This window comes from Streptomyces sp. NPDC001904, from assembly GCF_040297005.1.
Taxonomy (GTDB): Bacteria; Actinomycetota; Actinomycetes; order Streptomycetales; family Streptomycetaceae; genus Streptomyces.
Window position 1 is genome coordinate 140,645 of record NZ_JBEOYI010000010.1, and the last position, 25,294, is coordinate 165,938.

Sequence of the window (25,294 nt, forward strand, 5' to 3'; positions counted from 1 at the left end):
CGGGACTGAGCGCATTTCATCTTGGCGTTGACCTGGCCAGATGAAGTGTGAGGACGGTTCGGACAAGGTCGGTGATTCGGTTGGTGCTGCATCGGATCTTGTGGAGGATTCGCCAGCCCTTCAGTGTGGCGACGGCTTGTTCGCCGACGCAGCGGATCTTGGCGTGGGTTGTGTTGTGGCGGCGCTGCCACCGCTTGAGTTTCCGGCCGCGGATCGGCACCCGGATGTGTTGCCCCGCCGCCTGGTACGTGCGGTCGGCCCAGGTCGTCAGCCCGGTGGCACTCAGCGCCTCCACGGTTCCGTGGGTGCGGGCGGCGGTCAGGTCCTGGGTGGCACCGGGCAACGCAGGCGATATCCACAGCAGTTTGCCGTGCGGATGGGCGATGAGCTGCACGTTCATTCCATGGCGTTTGTGTTTCCCGGAGTAGTACGGGCGGTCGGCAGCGATTCGGCCGATCGGCAGGAGCGTGCCGTCCAGGATCAGGAACGCCTTGCGTCGGGCCTCGTCCATGGCCTGCTGGAGCGTCGGGGCGAGGACGGACAGGACTTCGATCGCCTCGCGTATGTAGCGGTAGGCCGTGTCGGTGCCGATGCTGAATCCGGCGGCGAGCTGGGCTAGGTATCGCCCTTGGGCAGGTGGGCCAGGACCAGCAGTGCCTGGTGGCCCGGCGGCAGGCGCCGCCACCACGTGCCCTGCTGTCGATGCCGCGAGCGCAGTTGGCCGGGCCAGGAGGCGCAAGGTGAAGCTGGACAGGTCGATGCCGGAGCGGTAGACGAGCACGTGAAGCCTCTGGTGGATCCGGTTCTCTTGGTCGAAAACCCGTCTACCAGGGGCTTCTTGGCGCTGTCAGCCCAACGAGCAAGCTAGTCCGGCAGGTTGGAACAGGCTCACTGTCGTCTGGCTCTGTTCGATCGCGGTGCAGTGCCCGCGCCTCAACGTCCGCGAGCACGCCGCCGGCCGATGACGCCCTCCGCTCCATCGAACACGGTTGCGGCGGCCAGGGGGGATCCTAGAACCATGAATCATCTTGGCGAAGCGCCTCTGCGTACCTGGACGCTGCGCTTCATGGCTCTCCTGGTAGCCGAGGCCCGAGATCAACTTGTCTGGCTGGGCGAGCGTGAACTGGAGACGAAGGACGCCGTCGAAGAGGTGGAGCTGCTCTGTCGTGTGTCCGAAGAACTCGCGGAGTGCGGGGCCTTCGAGTCCGACGGAATGCTTAGTCTCCGGGCCATCGGCCGGCGCCTCGGCGAGATCGACGCCACCTGCCGCGTCGGCCTCTGGGGCACCGCCCTGACCACGGATCCGGCGTGGGACGACATCCGTTCTCTCGCCCGTCGGTTCCTCCTCGCGAAGTCGGGCGACTGGCGGCAGCCACTGCCACGTCCTATGCCCCCGGACACGGGCGACCGTTGAGCATGTCCAGGCCGCCTCCTGGGTCGGAGATTCAACGTTTGATTTCTCGATGGCTCCGGTGCCTCCCGAAGTCGTGAACATCTGCTGTCCATTCTCAGGCTCTGACACAGGTTTTGTGGAGCTGTCACGGACTGTGCAGACGTCACGGTGGAGCGAACGCTCAGAACCCGGAGGAGTGGTCCTGGTAAGCCCCGAGGAAGTAGTCTACTCCATCCTCGAACGGTGCAGTCTCGACGATCGCGTGCAAAGGTCCTTGAACCTCGGCAGGAACCGGATAGGAACCAGCCAGCATCCACTCGTCGTCGCCAAGCTCAAACAGCCCCCTGACCTGCAGGAACTGTTCACGGGTCAGCGTGACGGACGAGCAGAGGTACTCATCGGGGCCGAATCCTTCCAGCTCCCATGAGACGTTGTGGCCGTTCTCGAACGGATAGTCCTCGTTCACCCGCCAATCCTATGGGGCTCCGCACTCAGCCACCTGAGCACTCCTCCCATCCAGCACCTGCCCCCCCGGACCGTCGAGAAAGGCAACTCCGCTGTTTTCCGCCACCGGCCACACAAGGTGTGCCAGAGCCGATTCTTTGATGCCGCTTGGCCGCAACGCGAGGGGTGACACACCTCCGGCATGTAGCTCGTCTGCTTGTCGGTAGCATCGTGGTCATGCCAGATGTCTGGATCGGCTTCAACTCTGATGACCGCCGAAGGTACTGGTGGCGGAACGGCATCGTGACGCTTGCACTGTCCGCTGCGATGGTGGCGATGAGTCTGACCGAACGTGGGCCGGGTGGATGGTGGCTGGTCGGTATGTTCGGGGTCTTCTCGGTGGCAGTGGGTTTGAGCGCGATGAGCTCGATCTATGGCCGGGGGCTCCTCACCACGGCGGGGCTGGAGTTCCGCACCCTCTTCAGCAGAGGATCGATTCCGTGGAGCGAGGTAGCCGGGATCGAGAGGCGGCAGCGATTGTTGCGGAGCACAATCTGGTCGGACCTGCGGATCGTCAGAGGTGGCAGGCGTTCGCTCACGATTCCGGGGACCTTCACCAACCGGATGAGGGATGCGGAGCTTGAGCGGAAGCAGGCTGTCATTCAAGACCGCTGGTCTCTCGCAATGAGTGGTCGAAGGAGCGAGAACCAGGGTTTGGAACGACCCCTATGACAGGGCCGGAAACGAAACCGCCGCCGCCTCGACCCCTGAGGGCACCCGCACCGGCGAGAAGTGGACGGACCACAGCCAGCTCACCGTCGGCGGCAAGACCTTGACCGGCCAGTACGCCTCGACCGACCAGAGTGAGCGCATCCGCCTGGGCGACACCTACTTCCACAACGGGCCGATCGGCCTCGTGGGAGCCTCAACCGACTTTGTCGACACGGGATTTGTCCGCGAACCCGGGGCACATTGAACTCCATGACCCGCAGTGGGAAGACGTACTGCTACCTGACCGACGCCATCGGCTCCGTCATCGGCGTGGCCGATGAGTCCGGCACGAAGGTCAGCACGTACGCCCCCGCGGCGTCACCCGCAGCGCGAGCAGCGAGCAGATCGCCCAGCCCTACGGCTTCGCCGGCGGCTACAAGGACACCACCGGCCTGATCCACTACCAGGCCCGCTACTACGACCCCAACATCGGCCGCTTCACTCAGCCCGACCACTCCGGCCAGGAACAGAACCCCTACCTCTACGCGGCAGGCGATCCCGTCAACAAGATCGACCCGAGTGGGCTTGCGCTGGTGGATGCGCTGGGTCCGGTTGGTGATCTTGTTCAAGCAGGAGTCCATCTGGCAGAAGGTGACACCAAGGCCTTGTGGGGTGACGTAGCGGGCGCAGTAGTGGGTGGGGGTATAGCAGCGGCGTGCGGAAGCATGGTGCTGGCCGCGCCTCTAACGCTCGGCGCCTCGGCGGGATTCGCCCTCGGCTGCTACGGAGCAAGCTGGGCGGGTAGTCAGATTGCCGCGATGCCCTTCAGCTGATCAGCCACCGGGCGGCTTCGACTATGCCCCGGTATTCGGAAAGGAACACGCAGAGTGCGCCAAGTGGGAGTGTCCATGCAACGACAAGCTCTGTCCAAGAGGCTGCTGACCGCGACCTATGTCTTCGGCGTACTCGGAATCACGCTGTCAACTGTCCTGCTGTTCCTGGGGATGATCGCTGGAGGCCTGACACTCCTCGCGTTGACGCTCTTCTTCCTGGGCTGGGGAGGGGTCGCGGCGCGAATGAACAAAAGGAACCAGATGTAGTGCCCTGACGCGAGGGCCAACGGGTGGGGGAGCGAGCCCATGCTCCCCCGCCCACCGCGACCAGTCCTCGGCTGCTTTCCCGTCGCCATCATGCGGGCAAGAGCTGCAGTCTTGGGCCAGGGGCCAGACCGGGGCGTGTACGCGGTCGTCTTCCTGACCGTCGCCCCGGACAAGGGCACCAGCACCACCACCTACGACGACAACGACCGTCCCCTCACCAGTACCGACGCCCGCAACGTCACCCTGACCAACAAGTACGACGACCTCGGCCGCACCACCGAACTCAAGCAGGGCGACACCGTACGCGCGGCCTGGTCCTACGACACCGTCGCCAAGGGACAACTCTCCTCGGACACCCGCTACATCGACGGCCAGGCCTACACCAACAGCATCGACACCTACGACGACCGCTACCAGGTCACCAAGAGCACCAGCACCCTGCCCGTCGGCGCGGGAGGCCTCGCCGGCAGCTACAGCTGGACCTTCGGATACAACTCGTACACCGGCGCCCAGGAATGGACCCTCAACCCCGCCCTCGGCAACCTTCCCTCCGAGCGCGTCACCACCGTCTACGGCGAGGGCAACCTGCCCATCAAAACCACGGCGGGAGCGGTCACTCTGGTCAATACCGTCAACTACGACGTCTTCGGCCGAGCCGGCCGCACCGAGTACGGCGTTCTGGGACGCAAGGTCTACGACGACCGGGTCTTCGACGAACACACCGGTCAGCTCACCAAGCGCACCATCGCCGGCGAGGTAGCCCTACGCATCGACGACACCCAGTACAGCTACGACCCTGCCGGCAACGTCACCCGCATCGCCGAGAGCGCCGGCCAGGACGCCGCCACCACCTACGACACCCAGTGCTTCGCCACCGATGCCCTACGGCGCATGACCGAGGCGTGGACCGCCAAGGACCACGCTGACACCTGTACCAGCGCACCCACCACCAGCACAGTGGGAGGCCCGGACTCCTACTGGCAGAGCTACAAGTACGACGACGCCGGCAACCGCACCGGCCTTGTCCAGCACGCCACCACCACCGGCGCGGACACCATCAACCGCACCTACAAGCCCGCAGAGGCCACTGCGGCCAACACGCACGCCCACGCCATGGGCAGCATCATCACCACCGGCGGTGACGACGCCGGCACCGAGTCCTACACCTACGACGACGCCGGCAACACCGCCACCCGCACCGGAGGCGACCACCCGCAGAAGCTCGTCTGGGACCCGGAAGGACACCTGCAGAAGGTCACCGAGAACGGCAAGAGCACCGAGTACCTCTACGACGCCAACGGTAAGCGGATGCTGACCAAGCAAGCAGACGGCTCCACCACCGCCTACCTGCCCGCCGGCAACGAACTGACCGTCACCAGCGCCGGAGCCAAGCAAGCCACCCGCTACTACACCCACAACGGCGAAAACATCGCCGTACGCAACGCGTCAGGATTCCAGTTCCTCTTCGCCGACCAGAAGGGCACCGCGCTCTTGGCCGTTGCCTTCGGAACCGGCCAGGCCGTCACCCGCCGAAAGCAACTCCCCTTCGGCGGCGAGCGCACCAGCACCGGATCGACCGCATGGCCCGGCGACCGCGGCTTCCTCAGCGGCACCAGCGACCCCACCGGGTACACCCACCTCGGAGCCCGCGAATATGACCCGGAAACCGGCAGATTCCTCTCGGTAGACCCACTCTTCACCACCGACGACCCGGCCCAACACAACGCCTACCAGTACGCCAACAACAACCCCGTCACCTACTCCGACCCCACCGGCCAAGCCTACCCAGAATGCCCATCCGGCCAGTACGGCTGCTCCTACGGAAAGAGCACCGCCGACGTCACCAAGGTCGAATTCGGAAAGAACTACGAACAGGTCACGCGGGACCAGGGCGGCAAACCTTCAGTCAACTACTACGCGCAGGAAGCGTCGGGCACGAAGTACACGTACGTGAAGGGACGCGGCGTAACAAAATTCACCAAGAAGCAGCTCAGCTACGCCGAGATTGTCCGTAAGCAAATGGAGGCCAAGTACAAAGCCAAGCAGCAGAAGGCAAAAAACAGGAAGGAAGAAGGGTTCTGGGATTTCCTTCACGATAATCGAAAAACGATCGAAACAGTCGGCGATTTTGGGCAGGGGCTCAACTACTCTGCGACCGTCGCGGCCGGAGCCTGCACGCTGGAAACAGAGGGGGCATGCGCTGCAGGACCCGCAGAAGCTCTGATCATAGCTGGAAAGGTTGGAGGAGGCGTCAGCGCTGGATCATCGATTCTGCAGGCCATGGACTCATGTCATAGCGACAGCGCTCACGCCTGCAGACACGATATATACGGAGCTGTGACGTCCACAGTAGAGGTCGCTTTCCCTTACATACCCGGTATGTCCAGGCTCGCGAGACCCCTCGTGAACTTCATGTAAGAGGGCGCCACGGCTCCCACTGGCCCGATGCGCAGGCTGTTCGGCTGGATGCTTCCGTGAAGTAAACTCTCGGAGCCCTCGTCGTGCGCCCATTTCCATGGGCGCACGACGAGGGCCTTCATGAACACAGAAAGGTTACCCATGAGGCGGGTAAGGAAACGCGGCAAAGTGATGGTCGCCGTAAGTGTATGTTTGGCCTTGCTAGGATTTGAAATACTTTTGCAGGGCTCGCAAGATAAATTCTCTTGGCGCGAGTTCCCAATGTTCCTGGCGCCCCTCCCTTTCATGCTGTACATCGTCTGGCGCTTGCATCTGAATCCTTATGTTGAACTCATGGACTCTAGTATCTGCGTGAATAATATTTTTACTCGTCACGTCATCCCCTACGGTCAGATAAGGGAGATCTTGGGCGTTCGCTCCATCTTGCTCAAGGTTAGTGGCGAATATGGCAGCCTGCCAGTTGCTGCTTTCGATGCGGGAATCCTGGGAAAGAAGTCCAGAGATGCCTTTGCGAGGAAACTGGAACTAAAAATGAAGCAGGCGCCACTCGATCCCAGCGCAACCAGGTCTCGAGTGGTGACTACTGGACTTCCTGAATATCTGGGACCTGGTCTGTCGTTGCTCCTTCTAGCTGTCGCTCTGTTCGTGTGACTGATAGCGCCGTATCGCGAATCGGAGCAGCAGCCGGGTTTCTTCCTCGGCATCATCACCAGGCGCTGCACCGGGCTACGCGCTGAAGTCCTTCTGCGTATGCGGAGGCTTCGATGGTGCGGCGGTGGAAGGTGATGCAGGTCTGGAGCTGGTGCTGGGCCATGGTGTGCAGGAGAGCAGCCTGGAGTGCGCCGAGGCGTTGTCCGCGGACTTCTTCGGTGTTCCGGTCGCCCATCAGCTTCTCGGGGGTGACGAGCGGGTCCTGGATGTCCGCGCCCGGTGATCATGGTTGGTTGTTAGGTCTCTGAGCTGGGGTGTTCAGTTAGAGGTTGTCTCACGTGGCAAGTTCCGCGAGCTTCTTGCAGCAGGTCAGGGTGGCGGCCATGGCCAGGCTTCGGCTCCGCCGGCCGTTGTCGACCAGGTACGGGATCTTGAGGCCACGAGTAGCCCATGACAGGCTCATGCCGCATGATCGATGAATTCGCGAAGAACAGCCTGCACGGGAGACTTCGGCGGGACCGCAAGGCGCTGCTCTGGAAACTCGACGGCCTGTCCGAATACGACGCCCGCCGTCCGTTGACAGCGACCGGGACCAACCTCCTCGGCCTGGTCAAACACGTGGCCAGCGTCGAGGCCAGGTACTTCGGCGAGGTCTTCGACCGGCCGTCCCCGGAACCGCTGCCCCCGTGGCAGGAGAACGACGGCAGCGATCTGTGGGCGGCTGAGGACGAGGCGCGCGATCACATCATCGGGTTCTACCGGCGCACGTGGGAACACTCGGACGCGACGATCGACGAGCTTGCCCTCGATGCCCCCGGCCACGTGCCGTGGTGGCCGGAGCCTTATCCCAGCACGAATCTGTTCGCCATATTGGTGCATGTCCTCGGCGAGACCAACCGGCATGCCGGGCATGCCGACATCCTGCGTGAAGGCGTCGACGGCCGGACCGGGATGCGCCCCGAACACGAGATGCAGATCGATGAGGAAGCCCGCACCGCCTACTGCGCGAAGATTGAGCAGGCCGCCAGATCGGCCGCATCAGTTAAGGCATAGAAGGCTGTCCCACGTGACTTGATGTTCGAGCGGCATGACGCCGGCCGTGAGTGCTGATCTGTCGAGGTGTCTGGTTCCTGATGCATCTGGGAGCTGGTTGCCCTGTTACTGCCGTCGTTCGCTGCTCGTCCGCAAGGTGGCAGGCCGCTCCGCGTGACGAGCGGGCCGTGTTCACCGCAGTGATGTACGTGCTGACCAGCGGCTGTGCCTGGCGACATCTGCCGTCGACGTTCGGCACGTCTTCCGCCACCGCGCATTGCCGTTTCACGGTAGGGACCGAGGTCGGCCTGTGGCGTCGGCTGCATCGGGCGGTACTGGACGAACTCGGGGTCCGGGGCGAGGTGGACTGGACCTCGGCGATCGTCGACGCGGCCTCCGTTCGCGCCAAAAGAGGGGATCGCTGACCGTGTCGAACCCTGTCGATCGCGGCAAGAAGGGCAGCAAGCTGGAGAGTGGGCCCCAGGCTCGGCCGGTACCCGCCGTCTGAAGCCCGGCACGAGCCGCCGACCCCTGCTCAGGGTGCACGGGGGACCGGTTGTTACCGTGCACCCGTGGCTCATTCCTCACGCGACACACCAGAAGGCGCCGGCTGGGGAACCTCCCAACTCGGCACGTACAAAGGGCTCATGCCCGCTCGGGTGGAAAAGCTCTCGTGGCTGGACCCGAGGACGCTGTGGCCCGCCCGCAACGGCGTCCTCGCCTCCTGGTTCGGGGACCCGACAGGCCGGACCCGTAGTCGCTGGGTGGAGCAGGCCGTGGCCGCGGGCGCGCCCGCCGACGCGGTCGTCCGCCGCACGGAGGCCGACCACTTCTCGTTCATGGTCATCGGTGACACCGGTGAAGGCGACGATCCCCAATACGCCGTGGTGCCGGGCTTTTTGAAGGTCAGTCAGGGTACGGACTTCGCCGTGCTCGCCAGTGACGTGATCTACCCCGTGGGCAGTACCGACGACTACGGCACGAAGTTCTTCCGCCCCTACCGCGACTACCCGGCGCCCATCTACGCGATACCGGGCAACCACGACTGGTACGAGGGCCTTCAAGGCTTCATGCGGGTCTTCTGCGAGGCACCGCCGCTGGCGCCCGAGGCGCGGCCCCGCCCCCTGACACGGGCCTGGTTCCGATCGCTGCTCTGGCACTCTCCGGGCAGGACCGACGAGCAACGTCTCGCCAAGGCGCGGGAGTTGCGCTCGGAGCCATCCCAACAGGCTGTCCAACCAGGCCCGTACTGGGCCATCGACGCCGGGCCGGTACGAATCATCGGCATCGACACGGGCCTGCTGGGCACCGTCGACGAGCAACAGGGACGCTGGCTCCGCGAGGTGTCCCGCGGCGAGCGGCCCAAGATCCTGGTGACCGGGTCCCCGCTGTACGTGGACGGGGAGCACCACCCGTGCCCCATCGAGGGCGGCGGCACGGTGGACGCCATCGTGCGCGACCCGGAGCACCACTACGTCGCGGCGATCGGCGGCGACATCCACAACTACCAGCGGTATCCAGTACGGGTGGACGGCGGACGCACGATCCAGTACGTCGTCGCAGGTGGCGGCGGAGCGTTCATGCACGCCACGCACACGGTCCCCAGAGTCTCCGTCGCCGACGTCACCGAGGACGAGTTCCGCTGCTATCCGCTGCGCGGCGACTCGCTGGCCTTCTACAGCAGGCTGTACGGGCGCCGGCTGCGGATGCCCCGTTTCCTCACTCTGACCGAGGCCGAGGCCACGGCGGTGATCGCCGAACGGCTCGGCATCCCGCCGACCCGCACGCAGGAGGAACCCGCTCGCGTCACCCGGCGCATCCGCCTGGTCGCCAGTCTCCTCGGCGCCGGCCGCCGCCCCGACCGCAAAACGCGCTTCCGGCTGCCGGTGCGCAAGACCTACACGCAGCTCTTCTCGCCGGGTTCGGCGACGTACAGCCCGCCGTTCTTCAAGTGCTTCCTGCGGCTCGATGTCACGCCGACCTCAGTTCGGCTGCGCTGCCACTCGGCGACCGGCACCCTCGACCACGAGATCGATCCGCCCGTCGAGGACGAGGTGACCATCCCTCTGTCTTGACGCCGCGCCCGGCGCGGGTCCGGCAGCGATGACGTAGTCGGGATGATGATCAACTCATCCGGTCGGCCACTTGACCTGCGCTTTCGGCCCGCGGTGCGGGATGCGAGTGGCTTGCCGATCTCGCTCTCATCCGTCCGGTGACCGGTCCGTCTGCGGACGGAATCTCGCTCATCGTCTCCCGGGTGATCTCCAACCGGGATCGGTGGAAATCCTGTTGGGCCAGCCGGCGATCTGCAACGACCCCTCTCGAAGGTGCTCACCGCTGTCGCCCGCAGCGGAGCCCGTAGTCGATTCCCACGGGGTCAGCGCGGCAGGTTTCTACCGTGGACGGCGAATCCGGACAGGGCCGCGCGCACCGTCGATCTCGACGGTGCGCCCCCGCTGAGTGACCTCGACCTTCCCGGCCGTGACCAGCCGGGCCGCGGCCCGACGCGCAGGCTCCATGAGGTCGCGCCAGCCCTCGTCCTCGCCCTCGTACACCGCGCGGGCCGCGTCCGAAGGACAGATGGAGCGCCCGGCACGCTGGTCCAGCAGGCGAAGAATGGCCTGCTCCAGTCGCCGATCGGTTGCCCGCGGAGTGTCGCTCATGCCTTCAGGGTCACACCGGCGGGGTGAGGGCGCGCTGCATGAGGCTTCGCCCGCTCACGGAGTCCCTTCCGCGCCGCTGCCTTATTGCGTTTCTTTCTGAGCTTTTTGCGGAGTGATGAACGACTATTGCGTTCTCATGTTCACGTCAATACTCTCCCGTGTGCCACCCTCTCGTCGCGGACATCCCGGCCAACGCCCCATGTCTGGCTGCAAAGCGGCGATTCGTCCGTGAAGGAGAACTGGATGACCGTCTCACGTCGCACTCTCCTGCAGGCCGTCACCACGGCGGGAGTCGCCGGAGCTGTCGGGCTGGGGCAGATCCCCCTCGCGGCACCGGCTGCTGCCGCGAGCCAGCCCGGCGATGTGGTGGGGAAAGTCACCGTGGGCTACCAGGGATGGTTCGCGTGCGCCGGGGACGGCGCTCCGATCAACGGCTGGTGGCACTGGGCGCAGAACTGGGGCCAGACACCGTCGGCGACCAACAAGGCCATCGTGGCCTGGCCCGATGTGCGTGACTATCCGGCCACCTACCGCACCGCCTTCGGTGATCTCGGCAACGGACAGCGCGCCTCGCTGTTCTCCTCCTACGACCAGTCGACCGTGGATGTGCAATTCCGCTGGATGAAGCAGTACGGCATCGACACCGCGGCACTCCAACGCTTCAACCCCACGGGAGGCGAAGGACCGACCCGCGACGCGATGGCCGCCAAGGTGCGGAGCGCCGCCGAGTCGCAAGGCGTCAAGTTCTACGTGATGTACGACGTGTCCGACTGGACGACCATGCAGGCGGACATCAAGGCCGACTGGACGAACAAAATGCGTGCCCACACGGCCTCGTCCGCCTACGCACGGCAGAACGGCAAGCCGGCGGTGTGCATATGGGGCTTCGGCTTCAACGACGCGCAGCGCCCCTTCGCCCCGGACGCATGCCTGGACGTCGTCAACTGGTTCAAGGCACAGGGCTGTTACGTGATCGGCGGGGTGCCGACCTGGTGGCGGACCGGCGACCGCGACTCCCGTCCTGGCTTCACCGGTGTCTACCGTGCATTCGACATGCTCTCGCCATGGATGGTCGGCCGCATCGGCACCCTCGCGGACGCCGACAATTTCTACAATGTGGCGACGGTGCCCGACCTCGCCGAGTGCTCCGCGCACGGCATCGACTACCAGCCGTGCGTTCTGCCCGGCGGCGTGGGCGACCGGCAGCGCGCTCACGGTGACTTCATGTGGAGACAGTTCTACAACATGGGCCGCGCCGGGGTGCCGAGCGTCTACATCTCGATGTTCGACGAGTACAACGAGGGCAATCAGATTGCGAAGACCGCCGAATCCCAGGCCTGGGTGCCGGCCGGGTCGGGCTTCCTCGCACTCGACGAGGACGGGACCGCCTGCTCCTCCGACTACTACCTTCGCCTCACCGGCGACGGCGGCAGAATGCTGAAGGGCCAGATCGCGCTCACGGCGACCCGCCCCACCCCGCCCACCGTCAACAACGGCGACACGGCGGCGCCGACCGCCCCCGGGAGCGTACGGGTGACCGGGCTGACCGCGACCACCGTGGCACTGGCGTGGACCGCATCCACCGACAACGTCGGCGTGACGAGCTATCGGCTCCGCCGGATCACCGGCAGTACCGCGACCCCGATCGGCACCGCAGACGCGAACGCCACCTCGTTCACGGTGTCCGGACTCTCCGCCTCGACGTCCTACACCTTCGACGCGCAGGCACTGGATGCCGCGGGGAACGTCTCACAGCCCTCGAACCGCGTCACCGCGACCACGACCACCGGGCCCGCCACCGACAACCTGGCTCTGAACCGCCCGACGACCGAGAGCGGCCACACCCAGACCTACAGTTCGGCCAACGCCGTCGACGGCAACCCGGGCACGTACTGGGAGAGCATCAACGGCGCTTTCCCTCAGTGGCTCCAGGTCGACCTCGGCGCCGCCACCCAGGTCGGCCGCCTCGTCCTGGCCCTGCCCCCGGCCGACGCCTGGGCCACCCGCGCCCAGACCATCGCCGTACAGGGCAGTTCCGACGGTGCATCGTTCAGCACCCTGCGATCCGCCACGGCCTGCACGTTCAATCCGGCGAGTGGCAACTCCGTCACGCTTACCCTGCCCGGAGGGACGACCGCCCGCCATCTGCGGCTCGTCTTCACCGCCAACACCGGCTGGCCGGCCGGACAGATCTCCGAGTTCCGCGTGTACGCCACCTGAGGACCTGAAAATGCGCCGGATCGTGGGGCAGCCAGATGGTCCGGACCAGCATCTTGACGCTCACTTACTTCACTTCTTAAATCAACAGATGAAACGCCTTCACCTCCACCTCGGTCGGCCCATTCGTGCCCGACCGCACAGGAAGGACTGAGACGTGAGACCCCTCCACTTGCTCCGCAGATCCCTGCTCGGTGCTTTATCCGTCGTTCTGGTCACTTCCGCAGCCACCGGCATGGCCCACGCGGGACCTTCGGAAGCCGCCGCTGCCGTGACGTTCTCCGACACCTTCGACGGTGCCGCCGGCAGCGCGGTCAACTCGTCGAAATGGACGCTGGAGACCGGCGACAACGTCAACAACCACGAGCGCCAGTACTACACATCCGGCACGAACAACGCGGCCCTGGACGGTCAGGGGCATCTGGTGATCACGGCGAAGAAGGAGAATCCGGCGAACTACCAGTGCTGGTACGGCACATGCCAGTACACCTCGGCGCGACTGAACACGTCGGGAAAGTTCAGCGCCCAGTACGGGCACGTCGAAGCCCGCATGAAGATCCCGCGCGGACAGGGCATGTGGCCCGCCTTCTGGATGCTCGGCACCGACATCGGATCGGTCGGCTGGCCCAACTCGGGTGAGATCGACGTGATGGAGAACGTGGGCTTCGAGCCGTCCACCGTCCACGGCACCATCCACGGGCCCGGCTACTCCGGCTCGGCAGGCGTAGGAGCCGGCTACTCGCTGCCAGGCGGTCAGGCATTCGCCGACGCCTTCCACACCTTCGCGGTCGACTGGGCACCCAACTCGATCAAGTGGTCGGTCGACGGTGTGGTCTACCAGACGCGTACGCCTGCCGACGTGAGCGGCAAGACCTGGGCGTTCAACAAGCCGTTCTTCCTGATCCTCAACCTGGCCGTCGGCGGCTACTGGCCGGGTGATCCCAACAGCTCCACGGCCTTCCCCGCTCAGCTGGTGGTCGACTCGGTGTCGGTGACCACGAGCGACACGCCCGCTCCCACCGGAGGCGCAATCCGGGGTCTCGCCGGCAAGTGCGTGGACGTCGCCGCTGCCAACTCCGCCAACGGCACGCCGGTCCAGCTCTACGACTGCAACGGCACCGCCGCGCAGCAGTGGACCGTAGGCTCCGACGGCACCATCCGCGCCCTGGGCAAGTGCCTCGACGTGAACAGCGGCGGCACCGCCGACGGCACGCCGGTCCAGCTCTACGACTGCAACGGCACCGCCGCGCAGAAGTGGGCGGTCAGTTCCGCGAGGGACATCGTCAATCCGCAGGCGAACAAGTGCCTCGACGTGACCGGCAACAACTCGGCCAACGGCACCCGACTCCAGATCTGGACCTGCTCCGGCGGCGCCAACCAGAAATGGACGGTGGGCTGACCGGAGCGGAGGGTCGCCCAGCTCCAAGCCCTGGCCTTGAGGGCTCGAGGCCGACAAGGGCGGGCGAAGCGTTCCGGTCGGCCTGGCCCACCGTCCACCGGCGCTTCGCCCAGTGGAGTCGGGACCGTGTCCGGGCTCGGCTCCACCGCGTCATCCGCGACGAGCCCGGCGCTCGGGCGAGCTGGACCGGTCGAGGTGCGCCATCGACTCGGTCAGCCTGCGGGCCGCAAGAGAGGGGCACTGACCCGCGGGGTCCCGTCCCTCCGGTCCCGCCGGGGCCCACGCCGACGAAGGCCGGGCTGTTGGGGTGTGGTGAACGGGACGGCTCCTCCGCCCTCCCTTCCCCGGCCCGTCCGCGTCGCGGAACGACAGGGACTGCTGACCATGACCGAAGACAGCCGCTCCCGACCCGACCGGTCTGCGCAGCGGTCCCCCGTGGGACAGCCTGCCGCCGCGGCCCCGCATCACCCTGAACTGTCCCGTCCCGTGCCAAAGTCGGGTCAATGAGGAGAATGACAACGAGGGCGCGTCGGATCGGTGGGACGGTGGCGGCCGTCCTGGCGCTGCTGACCGGCGCCGTGGCCACAGCCGCACCGGCCGCCGCGGTGATCGGCGGAGCGCGGAGCACGTACGGGCCGTGGGCGGTCCGGATGTTCGTCGACGGCAAGCCCGAGTGCACCGCGACGGCGATCGCCCGGCAGTGGATCATCAGCGCCTCGCACTGTTTCTACGAACAGGCCGAGCCCGTCGCCGACCGCCGGATCACCTTCCGCGTCGGCGCGCTCGACGTGCGCGAGGGCACCGTGGTGCACCCCCTGCCGGGCCGGCGCGTGGGCAGCGCGGACGCCGACATGATGCTCGTCAAGGTGCAGCCGATGAACGTCCGCGTGGCACGCCTGTCCACCGTCCCGGCCCGGCCGGGCACCGTGGTGCGGCAGTTGGGCTGGGGCGCCACCTGCACCGACGACGAGAACCGCTGCCAGTCGCCCGTGCTCAGGGAGTCGACGCTGCGCGTGCTATCGCCCGACAATCCGCGCTGCGAGGGCTACACCGTGCCCGGCGGCTCGGACTTCTGCATGGGCAAGGTCGCCGGCATCCCCGCGGGCGGCGACTCGGGCGGACCGGTGATGACCGTCGGGCCGCGCGGCACCGAGAGGCTCCTCGGCGTCTTCTTCGGCTCCGACCGCGAGGCGACGGCCGGCGCCGGCGACATCTCCCGGCAACTGTCCTGGATCCGGTCCGTGATCCGGCGCTGAGCCCCAGAGGGGGCGGGCGATGCGCTCAGCCGACGAGCCGCAGCCGCTCGGCGCAGACCCCGACCCGCACCGTCTGCCCCCAGGTCAGCTCGACCGCGTCGGCCTCCATGCCGTCGCCGAAGACCACCAGCCGCTCCGACTCCACGGTCAGCGACAGCCGGGCCCGCGCCGTCAGTTCGCCCGCGCTGAGCCGGGTCCCGGTGACCGGTGAGGGCCACGCCTCGCGGACGAACCACAGCAGGCGGTCGTCCGTCGGACCGGGCAGCGCCCCGGCGCCGCCGCGCTCCTGCCACACCGACCGGATCCACCCGGTCGCCCCCGTCCCCGTACCGATGAGCACCCCGGAGGAGGCCTGGGCCTCGACGACACCCCTGTCGCCGTCGAGGCCCAGGCGGTAGCGGGCGGTGCGGTGACCGGACGCGCCGACGTAGATCTCGTTGAGTGCCACCAGCCGCTGCGCGTCGTCGGTGACCGCCTCCACCATGGTCAGCTCGTCGACGCCGCGCCCCTCGTCCAGCGCGGCGGGCAGCAGCCGGGCGACGTCCGCCGAGCGGTGGCGCACCAGCACCCCCGGATTGCGCCCCGGGTCCGCGTCGACGCCGATGACCGGCCGGTCGCCGACGTACTGGGCGACGTTGGCCACCAGCCCGTCCTGTCCGACCGCGACCACCACGTCCTGCGGCGCGAACAGGAACCGGTCCAGATCCGCGCGCTCCACCTGCGCCCGCCGCCAGCTCAGCGGCACGGCGGCGGCCGCCTCGGTCAGCGCGCGCTGCGCCCGGTGGTGCCGCTCGGCGACCTCCGCGATGTCACGGCCCCGGGACGAGAGGAAGAACGCCGCCTGTCCGTGCGTCCCGTGGTGCGCCACCAACTCCTCGTACTCGGTGGTGCGATGGACCAGGACGGCCCGGGGCGCGAGGCTCATGCCGACTGCCCGCCGTCCGTGCCGAGCCGGGCGAGGAGGCCGGTGAGCACGTCGGGGGAGACGGTCACGCTCTCGATCCGCGGCAGGTTCTCGGCGAGCCGGGTGCCGGTGAGCGCGTGCAGCGTCGCGACGTCCGTCTCGCCGTGCACACGCAGCCAGGCGGCCTGCGCCTGGGCCCGTGCCTCACCGGCCTCCCGGGCGGCCTCCGCCTCCGCGCGGGCGAGGCGGACCTTGCGGTCGGCCTCGGCCTGGACGCGTACGGCGTCGGCGGCCGCCTGCTCCTCGGCCTCGCGCCGGGTGTTGGCGCCCCGCTGCTCGACCAACTGCTCCTCCCTGCGGGCCAGTTCGATCTGGCTGGCCAGCTCGTTCTCCGCGATGGTGCGTTCGCGCTCGACGGCGACCGCGCGCCGCTCGTACGTCGCCTTGTCCGCCTCCTGCTGGATGCGCTCCCGGGCCGGGGTGCGCAGAGCCCGCTCCACCTCGGGCTCGGGGCGCAGCGCCATCACGCGGACGGCGACCACCGCGATTCCGGTGGCGGGCAGCCGCGGCTCCTCGCTCAGCCCCGTCGAGACGGCGTCCCGCACCGCGGGCACCCCGTCGACGAGGGCGGACGCCAGCGTCGTGCGGGCCAGCACGTCGAGCGCGTGCTGCTGTGCGGTCTCGGTGAGGAGCGTCGCCAGCTGTTCCAGCGGAGCGCCGCGCCAGACGCCGGAGTCCGGGTCGACGGAGAAGTCCAGGTGCTCGGCGGCGACCGCGGGATCGCCGATCCGGTACGTCACCGTGGCCTGCACGGCGACATCCTGGAAGTCCGCCGTTCTGGCGTGGAACGTCATCGCCAACTCGCGGTCGTCCACCGGGACTTCCGAGATCGCGGCGGACAGCGGACGGAACCAGAAGCTCAGGCCGGCACCGTCGTGGGCCAGCTGCCCCGAGCGGTGGTGGCGTACGTGCGCGGTCGGTGCGGTGCGCAGGTGGCGCCAGCCGAACCGCTTGGTGATGTCTGCCATGACGAAGCCCTCCCGTTAGAGTCATTCTGACTTTAAATCGGGAGCCGCTTGTCGTCAAGCAGACGACAAAAGAAAGGAGGGCGGAAGTTCTACGGCATCACCTCCACGCGGACGCCCAGCGTCGATTCGCGGGCCTCGAGTGCGTGGGGAGCCGTGTGGACCTCGAACGGGAGCGGCCCCTCGGCCTTGATCCGGGCGGCGAGGCACCGTACGGCCAAGGAGGCGATGGCCGCCTTGTCGGGGACGACGGACGTCAGGGAGGGAGTGCAGTACACGGCCTCCTGCGATCCGTCGACGCCGATCAGGGCGATGTTGTCGGGGATGCTCAATCCGCCCTCGAATGCCGCACGTTGGGCGCCCACGGCGAGGGTGTCGCTGAAACAGAAGACCGCGTCCGGGCGGTCTGCGGGCGGAAGCGAGAGCAGGGTGCGCATCGCGGAGAGTCCGTTGGGCCGGTCGAACTCCCCGATCGCGGGCGCCAGTCGGGGATCGAAGGACAGGCCGGCCTCGTGCAGCGCCGTCTGGTACCCCGCCAGCCGCTGGCGGCTCGTCGCCGAACCCTTGCGGTCCGAGCCGATCGCGGCGATCCGGGTCCGGCCCAGGCCGATCAGATGGGCTGTCGCGTCCCGGGCGGCGCCCGCGTTGTCGATCAGGACGTGGTCAGCGCCGACGCGCTCACCCTCGTAACTGCGCTCGCCGAGCAGGACCAGCGGCACCTCGCTTGCCACCGGGGCCAGTTCGCTCGCCGAGACGTGCAGGGGCGAGAGGATCACGCCGTCGAGCAGTGACGCGCTCACCCCGGTCGCGAGCCGCAGCTCCTCCGCCGGGTCGCCGAGGGTCTCCTCGATGAGGACGGTCAGCCCGAGCGCCGTCGCCTCGGTGCGTACGTGGTGGGCGAGTTCGGCGAAGTAGGGCGTCGTCAGCTGCGGCACCGCCAGCGCGATCAGCCCGCTGCGTCCCGTGCGCAGCCGGCGGGCCGAGGGGTTGGGGCGGTACCCCAGGTCGCGGACGGCCCGCAGCACCCGCTCCCGGGTCGCCGGAGCCACCTTCGGCGCCTCGCGTACAACGTTGGAAGCCGTCTTGATGGAGACCCCCGCGAGTTCCGCCACGTCCTTGAGTGTCACTGCCCGCACCGACCCGCCCCCTTCCTGGAGTTTTTGCAGATTATGCATGCTCAGAGGGGTGTTGTGAGAGAGCGGCGATGACGTGAAGTTGTTTCTGTCCGGAGGGTTGACCCTGCGGAGACATGGCGGTTACAACGTTGGAACGCATTCATGGCAAGCGCTTGCTGTCGAGGTCGCTCGTCCGCGCTCCTCCGCCAGCTCGATCCGTCCGCCCGTCCGACGAGAGGGTCCGTCATGTCCCCGCAAGGTCCGAAGACTCCGCTGCGCACGGCCGTGGTCGGCGCCGGCGGGATCGCCCGCGGCAGCCACCTGCCCGCGCTGCGCACGCTCGCCGAGGAGGGCGGGACGGAGATCGTGGCCGCCGTCGACGTGAACGACGCCGCGGTGCGGTCCCTGGCCGCGGAGTTCGCGATCCCGTACGCGTCGACGGACCTCGACGCGATGCTCGCCGAGGTCCGGCCGGACCTGGTGGTGCTGTGCACCCCGCCGGCCGTGCACCGTGAGCAGTCCGTGGCCGCACTCCGGGCCGGTGCGTGGGTGTGGTGCGAGAAGCCGCCCTGCCCCTCGCTGGCCGACTACGACGCCGTCGAGGCGGCCGAAGGAGGCGCCGACAGCGCGCCGTACGCCTCGATCGTCTTCCAGCACCGCTTCGGCTCCGGCGCCCGGCACGTACGGCAGTTGCTGCGCGACGGCGCCTTCGGACGGCCGCTCGTGGCGCACTGCCAGACCACCTGGTACCGGGACACCGCCTACTACGCGGTTCCCTGGCGCGGCCGGTGGGCCACCGAGGGCGGCGGCCCGGCCATGGGCCACGGCATCCACCAGACCGACCTGCTCCTCGACCTGATGGGGCCCTGGTCCGAGGTGCGCGGCATGGCGGCCCGGCTCGTGCACGACGTGGAGACCGAGGACGTCTCCACCGCCCAGGTCCGCTTCGCCGACGGAGCCGTCGCCACGGTCGTCAACAGCGTGCTCAGCCCGGACGAGGTCAGCCGCATCCGGATCGACTGCGAGCGCGCGACGATCGAACTGACCCATCTGTACGGCTACGGCAACGCCGACTGGCGCATCACCCCGGCCCCCGGTGTCACCGACGAGGAGGCCGCCGCCTGGCGCGACTTCGGCACCGACGAGCCCAGCTCCCACCTGGCCCAACTCCGCGCCCTGGTGGACGACATCGGGGCAGGGCGGCGCCACCCGACCAGCGGCGAGGGCGGCCGCCGCACGCTGGAGTTCATCACCGCCCTCTACAAGTCCGCGTTCACCGACACCACGGTCCGGGCCGGTGACATCGGCCCCGGCGACCCCTACTACACCGCCCTGCACGGCGACGCCCCCGGATGGGCGCCCGCCGGAGTCGGCACGGAAGACGCCCCCACGGAAGAGGTCCAGGCATGACGCTCGCACTCACCCACGCCCACGGCGACCGCATCACGGTGGTCCACGAACCCACCGGCACCGAGCTGTTCGCCTACGTGTACCGCCCGGAATCCGCGTGGGAGGCGCCCAAGCCCTACCTCCACCCGATCCGCACCCTGTCCGGCGCCCTGGTCACCGACTACCGGCCCAACGACCACCGATGGCACAAGGGCCTCCAGCTCACCGCCTCCCACCTCTCGGGCCAGAACCTGTGGGGCGGCAACTCCTACGTGCACGGCGAGGGATACCTCCCGCTGCACGAGAGGATCGGCTCGATGGCGCACGTCGGCTTCGACGAGGTCGACGCCGCCGGCGACCGTGCCGTGATCGCCGAGCGCCTCACCTGGCACCCGTACGACGGAGAGCTGTGGGCCGACGAGGAGCGCCGCTTGGAGGTCTCCCACCTCGATGCCGCCGCCGGTTCCTGGTCGCTGACCTGGACCTCGTCCATCACCAACCGCCGAGCCGAGCCGCTGCGCTTCGGCAGCCCCACCACCCACGGCCGCCCCGCCGCCGGGTACACCGGACTGTTCTGGCGCGGCCCGCGGGCCTTCCGCGACGGCCGGGTGTTCAGCGCCGAGGCGGACAGCGGCGATCTGATGGGAACCCAGGCCCCCTGGCTGGCGTACGTCGGCGAGCACGACGGCCGCGACGGCCACGCCACGCTGGTCTTCGAGCACGCGGCGGGCAACGACCACGCGGGGGAGAAGGGGACGCACCCGGCGCACTGGTTCGTGCGCAGCGACCCGTTCGCCGCGGTCGCCCCCTCCTGGGCGTTCCACGACGAACTGGTCCTCGCCCCCGGCGACACGCTCACCCGCTCCTACCGGGTGACCGTCGCCGACGGAGCCTGGGACCGCGAGCAGGTCGCCGAGCGGATCGCGGGGACCGCGTGGTGAGCGCCGTTCACGACGGCTTCCCCGGGGCGGTCGGCCTCTCGCGGCTGCGCGTGTACGACTGGCCCACCGTCGAGGGCCTGCCCGGCGGCGGCACCCCGCACCTGCACCTCGCGTGCAGCGAGGGGTACGTGGTCGTGGGTGGGCGCGGCCGGGTGCAGACCCTGACCCTGTCCGGCTACGAGGAGACCCCGCTGGAGCCGGGCACCGTCGCCTGGTTCACCCCCGGCACGATCCACCGCCTCGTCAACGACGGGGAGTTGGAGATCACCGTCGTCATGCAGAACAGCGGTCTGCCCGAGGCGGGCGACGCGGTGCTCACCCTCCCGCAGCACCTGCTCACCGACCCCGAAACCTACGCGGACGCGGTCCGCATCCCGGGCGATGTCCCCGAGGCCGAACAGGTGGAGGTCGCGCGGGCCCGCCGGGACCTGGCGACCCGCCGCTTCCTGGAACTGCGCGCCGCCACCGAAGAGGGAGACCTCGCGCCCCTGGAGGCGTTCCAGCGGGCCGCCGCGGCGCTGATCCGGCCGCGTCTCGACGCCTTCGAACAGCGCTGGCGCGACGGCGCGCAGGCGGCCGCGTCCGCGACCGGGGCCCAGCTGGGGGCGCTGCGCGAGGGACGCACCGACCACCTGGCGCACGCGGCGGTCACGGCCACCGGGCCCACCGCACGCGGCCGGTTCGGCATGTGCGGCCGGCTCGACGTCTACCCCGGCATCTGAGGCGCGCCCCACCGCACGCCGCTCCCTCTCCGTTCCTCTCCGCACCCGCACCCACCAGGAGGGCCTCCATGCCCGAGCCCCCGAGCCGCCGTCTGCCGCGCCGGGCCGTCCTCGCCACGGCCGCCGTCGCCCTCAGCACCGCCCTGACCGGCACGCTCTCCGCCTGCTCCGGCGCGAGCGGCGAGACGTCCGGCGTCACGCTCACCTTCACCTGGTGGGGCAACGACGACCGGGCCGCCCGCACCGTGAAGGCCGTACGCCTCTTCGAGAAGGAACACCCCGGCGTCACCGTGCGCACGTCCTCCGGTGACTTCGGCGCCTACATGCAGAAGCTCGCCACCCAGGCGGCCGGCGGCGGCATCCCCGACGTCGCGCAGCTCGACTACCGGCAGATCTCCCAGTACGCGGGCGGCGACGCCCTGCTGCCGCTCGACAAGGCGATCGGCGACGACACGATCCGCACCTCCGCCATGGACGAGGAACTGGTGCGCACCGGCACCTTCGGCGGCACGCAGTACGCCATGCCGATGGGCCGCGGCATCACCGGATACGCCTACGACACCAAGATCTACGAGCAGGCGGGCGTCCCCGCGCCGGAACCCGACTGGACCTGGCAGGACTTCGCCGAGGCCAACAAGAAGATCGCCGCGCTCGGTCTGAAGTCCCCGGACGGACGGCACGTCGCCGGGTCCAACGACGGCGGGACCAACGAGGACGTGTTCGAGGACTGGCTGCGCAGCCGGGGCGGCAAGCTCTACGCGAGCCAGACCCGGCTCGGCTTCACCGAGGACGACCTCACCGAGTTCTGGACGTACTTCGACGATCAGCGCAAGCACGGTGCCGTCGCCCGCGCGGAGGACACCGTGCAGGCCGACAGCACCGAGTGGACGCCCATCGGACGCGGCCTCGCCGCCGCCGACTACACCTGGGACGCCACCTTCCCCGGCTATCCGGCGCTCCTCGGCGACCGGGTGCGATTCGCGCCGGTGCCCACCACCGACGGCCGCGCCGGCACCTACTTCAAACCGTCGATGCTGCTCGGCGTCGGCGCCCACACCCGGCACCCGAAGGAGGCGGCCGAACTGGTCGACTTCCTCCTCAACGACAAGCGGGCCGGCGACATCCTCGGCTTCACCCGCTCCACCCCGCCCAACCGCACGATCGCCGCCCGCGTGGCCAAGACCCTCAAGGGCCCCGAGCTGGACATCTACCGCTACGGACAGGCGATGGAGAAGTACGGGGTCGCCGCCCCGCCCGCCGCCCCGCCCCGCGGAGACGTCGCGATCCAGACCGCGTTCAACCGCAACTACCAGCGCGTGATGTACGACCTGACCTCACCCCGCCGGGCGGCCCGTGAGTTCATCGACGAGGCGAACCGGGAGCTGAGGTCATGACAACGCTGTCGACCGAGGTGCCCCCGCGCACCGACCGGACCACGGAGCCACGCCCGAAGAGCGCCCGGCGCCGCCGCCGTGAACAGCAGTGGCCCGCCTACGTGTTCCTGTCGCCGTGGATGATCGGCGCCGTGGTGCTGACCCTGGTGCCGATGGCGGTCTCGCTGTACCTGTCCTTCACCGACTACAACCTCTTCGACCCGCCGCACTGGGTGGGTCTGCGCAACTACACCGAGATGCTCACCGAGGACCCCCGCTACTGGCGCTCGGTCGGCACGACCCTGCTCTACGTCGTGATCGCGGTCCCGCTCAAGCTGGGGCTCGCGCTCGGCGCCGCGATGCTCCTGAAGAACCTCGGCCGGGGCCGCGCCTTCTACCGCTCCGCCTTCTACGCGCCCTCCCTGCTCGGCGCGAGCATGTCGATCGCCCTCGTGTGGCGTGCCCTGTACAACGACGGCGGCACGGTCCCGCACCTGCTCGACTCGGTCGGCATCCACACCGGCGGCTGGGTCGGCAACCCCGACCTCGCGATGTACGTCGTCGTCGCCCTGACGGCCTGGCAGTTCGGCGCCCCGATGGTGATCTTCCTCGCGGGGCTCCAGCAGATATCGCCCGACCTCTACGAGGCCGCCGCCCTCGACGGCGCGGGCCGCTGGCGGCAGTTCGTCTCCGTCACCGTGCCGATGCTGTCCCCGGTCGTCTTCTTCAACCTGGTCCTGGAGATGATCCAGTCCTTCCAGGTCTTCACCCCGGCCTTCGTCGTCAGCAACGGCACCGGCCGGCCCGCCGACTCCACCAACTTCTACACGCTGTACCTGTACGAGCGCGGCTTCACCGCCTCCCACATGGGCTACGCGGCGGCGATGGCCTGGCTTCTGCTGATCGCCGTCGGCGTCATCACCCTGATCCTGTTCCGGACCTCCCGGTCCTGGGTCTTCTACGCGGACGAGGAGGGGCGATGAGTGTCATCGCGGCCGAGAACGGCACGGCGAGGAAGCGGAGGGCGGGGCGCTGGCTGCCGCACACGATCGCCCTCGTGTCCCTGCTGGTGCTCCTCTACCCACTGGCGTGGCTGCTCGCCACGTCCCTGAAACCGGCCGACGAGGTGGTGACCAGCCTCGATCTGTGGCCCAGCCGTCTGGAGTGGTCCAACTACACCACCGCGCTCGACGGAGTCTCCGGCGTCAGCGTGACCCGGCTGCTCGGAAACTCGCTCACGATCGCGGTCGGCGCGGTCATCGGCAACGTCCTGTCCTGCTCGCTGGCCGCCTACGCCTTCGCCCGGCTGCGGTTCCGGATGCGCGGGCCGATGTTCGGCTTCATGGTGGCGACGCTGATGCTGCCCCACCACGTCGTCCTGATCCCGCAGTACATCATCTTCAACCGGCTCGGCCTGGTGGACACCTACTGGCCGCTGATCCTGCCGAAGTTCCTCGCCACCGAGGCGTTCTTCGTCTTCCTCATCGTGCAGTTCATGCGCGGGCTGCCGCGCGAACTGGAGGAGTCGGCCCGCATCGACGGCTGCGGCCCGTTCCGCACCTACTGGGCCATCACCCTGCCGCTGAGCCGCCCGGCGCTGATCACCACCGCCATCTTCACCTTTATCTGGACGTGGAACGACTTCTTCACGCAGATGATCTACCTGTTCGCGCCGGAGAAGTTCACCATCACCCTGGCGCTGCGCAGCTTCGTCGACCAGTCGAGCACCTCGGCGTACGGGCCCATGTTCGCCATGTCGGTGATCTCGGTGCTGCCCATCGTGCTGTTCTTCTTCGTCTTCCAGCGCTATCTGGTGCAGGGCATGGCGACCTCCGGACTGAAGGGCTGACCCGGTATGACCAGGACGACCACCGCGCCGGTCCGCCGCGGCCGGGAGCCCGGCGAGGTCTTCGGCGCCGGGTTCACGATGTTCGCCGACATGCTCCTCATCGGGCTGCTCACCACCCTCGCCTGTCTGCCGGTCGTCACCGCGCCGGCCGCGTTCGCCGCCGCCTCGGGCACCCTGCGGCGGGCCGCCGAGACAGGAACACCGGCCGACCTCGGCGCTTTCGTACGACGACTGCGCGCCGGGACGACCCTGCGCACCCTCGCCGCCGGGCTGCTGCTGCCGATCGCGGCCGTGGTGCTCCTCGTCGACGCGGCCCTGCTCCGCAGCGACCTGCCCGGGGCCGCCGCCCTGGCCCCCGCGCTCGTCCTGCTGGCCCTCGGCGGCGCGGTCGTCGCCCTGCGCTGCACGGCCCTGCCCGAGGACCGCCGGCTCTCCCCGCGCGCAGGCCTGTCGCGCACCCTCGACGACCCCCGGGGCAGTGCCCTGCTGCTCGCCGCGGTGATCCTCGCCGGGCTCCTGATGTGGTCGACGCCGCTGCTGCTCCCGCTCCTGCCCGGACCACTGGCCTTCGCCGCCACCGTGGTCGACCTGCGCGCCCCCGAGCGGGCCGTGCGGGACGACTGAACCCGGGCCGTCCGCGACGCCGCCCGGCCACGGCGGCCGAACCGTCCTCCGCACGACCCCACCGGAGT

At 68.5% G+C, this 25,294-nt stretch carries 26 protein-coding genes and 1 pseudogene; 20 read left to right on the top strand and 7 right to left on the bottom strand.

What is annotated here, in order from left to right; all coding sequences use genetic code 11:
- Positions 1 to 16 precede the first annotated feature (16 nt).
- Positions 17 to 781, bottom strand: a pseudogene (locus ABT127_RS18710) (transposase family protein).
- Positions 782 to 1,066: 285 nt separating this feature from the next.
- On the opposite strand from ABT127_RS18710, the gene ABT127_RS18715 reads away from it, so the two are divergent.
- On the top strand, positions 1,067 to 1,414 hold the full coding sequence (locus ABT127_RS18715; protein WP_351450894.1) for a hypothetical protein: 348 nt from the start codon (positions 1,067 to 1,069) through the stop codon (positions 1,412 to 1,414).
- Positions 1,415 to 1,574: 160 nt separating this feature from the next.
- Here the strand turns inward: ABT127_RS18715 and ABT127_RS18720 are convergent, their stop codons facing one another.
- Positions 1,575 to 1,859: a hypothetical protein gene (locus ABT127_RS18720; RefSeq protein ID WP_351450897.1), complete on the bottom strand. Its 285-nt coding sequence runs from the start codon at positions 1,857 to 1,859 to the stop codon at positions 1,575 to 1,577.
- A 215-nt stretch (positions 1,860 to 2,074) separates the two neighbouring features.
- On the opposite strand from ABT127_RS18720, the gene ABT127_RS18725 reads away from it, so the two are divergent.
- The 6 genes from ABT127_RS18725 (at position 2,075) to ABT127_RS39340 (ending at position 7,000) form a co-directional block, all read left to right on the top strand.
- Positions 2,075 to 2,569 (top strand): hypothetical protein, encoded by a 495-nt coding sequence (locus ABT127_RS18725; protein WP_351450900.1) that lies wholly within the window; start codon positions 2,075 to 2,077, stop codon positions 2,567 to 2,569.
- 434 nt (positions 2,570 to 3,003) lie between these two features.
- Positions 3,004 to 3,381, top strand: a complete 378-nt coding sequence (locus tag ABT127_RS39335) for an RHS repeat-associated core domain-containing protein (RefSeq protein WP_502971740.1) — start codon at positions 3,004 to 3,006, stop codon at positions 3,379 to 3,381.
- Positions 3,382 to 3,456: 75 nt separating this feature from the next.
- Positions 3,457 to 3,648 (top strand): hypothetical protein, encoded by a 192-nt coding sequence (locus ABT127_RS18735; protein WP_351450902.1) that lies wholly within the window; start codon positions 3,457 to 3,459, stop codon positions 3,646 to 3,648.
- A 135-nt stretch (positions 3,649 to 3,783) separates the two neighbouring features.
- Positions 3,784 to 6,066 (top strand): RHS repeat-associated core domain-containing protein, encoded by a 2,283-nt coding sequence (locus ABT127_RS18740; protein ID WP_351450905.1) that lies wholly within the window; start codon positions 3,784 to 3,786, stop codon positions 6,064 to 6,066.
- Positions 6,067 to 6,234: 168 nt separating this feature from the next.
- Positions 6,235 to 6,717, top strand: a complete 483-nt coding sequence (locus ABT127_RS18745) for a hypothetical protein (RefSeq protein WP_351450908.1) — start codon at positions 6,235 to 6,237, stop codon at positions 6,715 to 6,717.
- 124 nt (positions 6,718 to 6,841) lie between these two features.
- Positions 6,842 to 7,000, top strand: coding sequence for a hypothetical protein (locus ABT127_RS39340; RefSeq protein ID WP_502971733.1), 159 nt, complete (start codon positions 6,842 to 6,844; stop codon positions 6,998 to 7,000).
- Positions 7,001 to 7,051: 51 nt separating this feature from the next.
- On the opposite strand, the gene ABT127_RS18755 is transcribed toward ABT127_RS39340, so the two are convergent.
- Positions 7,052 to 7,180, bottom strand: a complete 129-nt coding sequence (locus tag ABT127_RS18755; protein ID WP_351450911.1) for a hypothetical protein — start codon at positions 7,178 to 7,180, stop codon at positions 7,052 to 7,054.
- 5 nt (positions 7,181 to 7,185) lie between these two features.
- On the opposite strand from ABT127_RS18755, the gene ABT127_RS18760 reads away from it, so the two are divergent.
- The 3 genes from ABT127_RS18760 to ABT127_RS18770 all read left to right on the top strand — a co-directional run bounded on the left by ABT127_RS18760 (position 7,186) and on the right by ABT127_RS18770 (position 9,824).
- Positions 7,186 to 7,770, top strand: a complete 585-nt coding sequence (locus ABT127_RS18760) for a DinB family protein (RefSeq protein ID WP_351450914.1) — start codon at positions 7,186 to 7,188, stop codon at positions 7,768 to 7,770.
- Positions 7,771 to 7,850: 80 nt separating this feature from the next.
- Positions 7,851 to 8,174 (top strand): transposase, encoded by a 324-nt coding sequence (locus ABT127_RS18765; protein WP_351450917.1) that lies wholly within the window; start codon positions 7,851 to 7,853, stop codon positions 8,172 to 8,174.
- A 147-nt stretch (positions 8,175 to 8,321) separates the two neighbouring features.
- Positions 8,322 to 9,824: a metallophosphoesterase family protein gene (locus tag ABT127_RS18770; RefSeq protein ID WP_351450919.1), complete on the top strand. Its 1,503-nt coding sequence runs from the start codon at positions 8,322 to 8,324 to the stop codon at positions 9,822 to 9,824.
- Between the two features lie 318 nt (positions 9,825 to 10,142).
- On the opposite strand, the gene ABT127_RS18775 is transcribed toward ABT127_RS18770, so the two are convergent.
- Positions 10,143 to 10,412 (bottom strand): DUF3253 domain-containing protein, encoded by a 270-nt coding sequence (locus tag ABT127_RS18775; RefSeq protein WP_351450922.1) that lies wholly within the window; start codon positions 10,410 to 10,412, stop codon positions 10,143 to 10,145.
- A gap of 243 nt (positions 10,413 to 10,655) precedes the next feature.
- Between ABT127_RS18775 and ABT127_RS18780 the strand changes: the two genes are divergently transcribed.
- The 3 genes from ABT127_RS18780 to ABT127_RS18790 all read left to right on the top strand — a co-directional run bounded on the left by ABT127_RS18780 (position 10,656) and on the right by ABT127_RS18790 (position 15,284).
- Positions 10,656 to 12,632 carry a discoidin domain-containing protein gene (locus ABT127_RS18780; RefSeq protein WP_351450925.1) on the top strand — a complete coding sequence of 659 codons (1,977 nt, stop codon included), beginning with the start codon at positions 10,656 to 10,658 and terminating at the stop codon, positions 12,630 to 12,632.
- Positions 12,633 to 12,801: 169 nt separating this feature from the next.
- On the top strand, positions 12,802 to 14,028 hold the full coding sequence (locus tag ABT127_RS18785) for a ricin-type beta-trefoil lectin domain protein (protein ID WP_351451217.1): 1,227 nt from the start codon (positions 12,802 to 12,804) through the stop codon (positions 14,026 to 14,028).
- A 512-nt stretch (positions 14,029 to 14,540) separates the two neighbouring features.
- Entirely contained in the window at positions 14,541 to 15,284 is a 744-nt protein-coding gene (locus ABT127_RS18790) for a S1 family peptidase (protein WP_351450928.1), read from the top strand.
- Positions 15,285 to 15,309: 25 nt separating this feature from the next.
- Here ABT127_RS18790 and ABT127_RS18795 read toward each other — a convergent pair whose 3' ends face one another.
- The 3 genes from ABT127_RS18795 to ABT127_RS18805 all read right to left on the bottom strand — a co-directional run bounded on the left by ABT127_RS18795 (position 15,310) and on the right by ABT127_RS18805 (position 18,349).
- Positions 15,310 to 16,209 (bottom strand): NAD(+)/NADH kinase, encoded by a 900-nt coding sequence (locus ABT127_RS18795; protein WP_351450931.1) that lies wholly within the window; start codon positions 16,207 to 16,209, stop codon positions 15,310 to 15,312.
- Positions 16,206 to 17,216 (bottom strand): SPFH domain-containing protein, encoded by a 1,011-nt coding sequence (locus ABT127_RS18800; protein WP_351450934.1) that lies wholly within the window; start codon positions 17,214 to 17,216, stop codon positions 16,206 to 16,208. Before ABT127_RS18800 ends, ABT127_RS18795 begins: the two co-directional genes overlap by 4 nt.
- 89 nt (positions 17,217 to 17,305) lie before the next feature.
- Positions 17,306 to 18,349: a LacI family DNA-binding transcriptional regulator gene (locus tag ABT127_RS18805; protein WP_502971734.1), complete on the bottom strand. Its 1,044-nt coding sequence runs from the start codon at positions 18,347 to 18,349 to the stop codon at positions 17,306 to 17,308.
- Positions 18,350 to 18,574: 225 nt separating this feature from the next.
- Here ABT127_RS18805 and ABT127_RS18810 point away from each other — a divergent pair, with 225 nt between their 5' ends.
- The 7 genes from ABT127_RS18810 to ABT127_RS18840 all read left to right on the top strand — a co-directional run bounded on the left by ABT127_RS18810 (position 18,575) and on the right by ABT127_RS18840 (position 25,226).
- Positions 18,575 to 19,738, top strand: a complete 1,164-nt coding sequence (locus tag ABT127_RS18810) for a Gfo/Idh/MocA family protein (protein WP_351450937.1) — start codon at positions 18,575 to 18,577, stop codon at positions 19,736 to 19,738.
- On the top strand, positions 19,735 to 20,658 hold the full coding sequence (locus ABT127_RS18815) for a DUF6807 domain-containing protein (RefSeq protein ID WP_351450940.1): 924 nt from the start codon (positions 19,735 to 19,737) through the stop codon (positions 20,656 to 20,658). Before ABT127_RS18810 ends, ABT127_RS18815 begins: the two co-directional genes overlap by 4 nt.
- Entirely contained in the window at positions 20,655 to 21,380 is a 726-nt protein-coding gene (locus ABT127_RS18820; protein WP_502971735.1) for a cupin domain-containing protein, read from the top strand. Before ABT127_RS18815 ends, ABT127_RS18820 begins: the two co-directional genes overlap by 4 nt.
- Before the next feature lie 68 nt (positions 21,381 to 21,448).
- Positions 21,449 to 22,774, top strand: a complete 1,326-nt coding sequence (locus tag ABT127_RS18825; RefSeq protein WP_351450946.1) for an ABC transporter substrate-binding protein — start codon at positions 21,449 to 21,451, stop codon at positions 22,772 to 22,774.
- Complete coding sequence (locus tag ABT127_RS18830; protein ID WP_351450949.1) at positions 22,771 to 23,736, top strand: carbohydrate ABC transporter permease; 966 nt, start codon at positions 22,771 to 22,773, stop codon at positions 23,734 to 23,736. Before ABT127_RS18825 ends, ABT127_RS18830 begins: the two co-directional genes overlap by 4 nt.
- Positions 23,733 to 24,602, top strand: coding sequence for a carbohydrate ABC transporter permease (locus ABT127_RS18835; RefSeq protein ID WP_502971736.1), 870 nt, complete (start codon positions 23,733 to 23,735; stop codon positions 24,600 to 24,602). Before ABT127_RS18830 ends, ABT127_RS18835 begins: the two co-directional genes overlap by 4 nt.
- A gap of 6 nt (positions 24,603 to 24,608) precedes the next feature.
- The gene (locus ABT127_RS18840; protein ID WP_351450952.1) at positions 24,609 to 25,226 is read left to right on the top strand and encodes a hypothetical protein; all 618 of its coding nucleotides are present in this window, start codon (positions 24,609 to 24,611) and stop codon (positions 25,224 to 25,226) included.
- The last annotated feature ends 68 nt before the right edge of the window (positions 25,227 to 25,294 follow it).

Bases quoted from the DNA above. Each gene is read 5' to 3' on its own strand.
- ABT127_RS18825 (WP_351450946.1), top strand. From the start codon at position 21,449: ATGCCCGAGCCCCCGAGCCGCCGTCTGCCGCGCCGGGCCGTCCTCGCC.
- ABT127_RS18815 (WP_351450940.1), top strand. From the start codon at position 19,735: ATGACGCTCGCACTCACCCACGCCCACGGCGACCGCATCACGGTGGTC.
- ABT127_RS18735 (WP_351450902.1), top strand. From the start codon at position 3,457: ATGCAACGACAAGCTCTGTCCAAGAGGCTGCTGACCGCGACCTATGTC.
- ABT127_RS18810 (WP_351450937.1), top strand. From the start codon at position 18,575: ATGTCCCCGCAAGGTCCGAAGACTCCGCTGCGCACGGCCGTGGTCGGC.
- ABT127_RS18780 (WP_351450925.1), top strand. From the start codon at position 10,656: ATGACCGTCTCACGTCGCACTCTCCTGCAGGCCGTCACCACGGCGGGA.
- ABT127_RS18765 (WP_351450917.1), top strand. From the start codon at position 7,851: ATGCATCTGGGAGCTGGTTGCCCTGTTACTGCCGTCGTTCGCTGCTCG.
- ABT127_RS18755 (WP_351450911.1), bottom strand. From the start codon at position 7,180: ATGAGCCTGTCATGGGCTACTCGTGGCCTCAAGATCCCGTACCTGGTC.
- ABT127_RS18715 (WP_351450894.1), top strand. From the start codon at position 1,067: ATGGCTCTCCTGGTAGCCGAGGCCCGAGATCAACTTGTCTGGCTGGGC.
- ABT127_RS18800 (WP_351450934.1), bottom strand. From the start codon at position 17,216: ATGGCAGACATCACCAAGCGGTTCGGCTGGCGCCACCTGCGCACCGCA.
- ABT127_RS18725 (WP_351450900.1), top strand. From the start codon at position 2,075: ATGCCAGATGTCTGGATCGGCTTCAACTCTGATGACCGCCGAAGGTAC.
- ABT127_RS18790 (WP_351450928.1), top strand. From the start codon at position 14,541: ATGACAACGAGGGCGCGTCGGATCGGTGGGACGGTGGCGGCCGTCCTG.
- ABT127_RS18835 (WP_502971736.1), top strand. From the start codon at position 23,733: ATGAGTGTCATCGCGGCCGAGAACGGCACGGCGAGGAAGCGGAGGGCG.
- ABT127_RS18840 (WP_351450952.1), top strand. From the start codon at position 24,609: ATGACCAGGACGACCACCGCGCCGGTCCGCCGCGGCCGGGAGCCCGGC.
- ABT127_RS18760 (WP_351450914.1), top strand. From the start codon at position 7,186: ATGATCGATGAATTCGCGAAGAACAGCCTGCACGGGAGACTTCGGCGG.
- ABT127_RS18795 (WP_351450931.1), bottom strand. From the start codon at position 16,209: ATGAGCCTCGCGCCCCGGGCCGTCCTGGTCCATCGCACCACCGAGTAC.
- ABT127_RS18830 (WP_351450949.1), top strand. From the start codon at position 22,771: ATGACAACGCTGTCGACCGAGGTGCCCCCGCGCACCGACCGGACCACG.
- ABT127_RS18775 (WP_351450922.1), bottom strand. From the start codon at position 10,412: ATGAGCGACACTCCGCGGGCAACCGATCGGCGACTGGAGCAGGCCATT.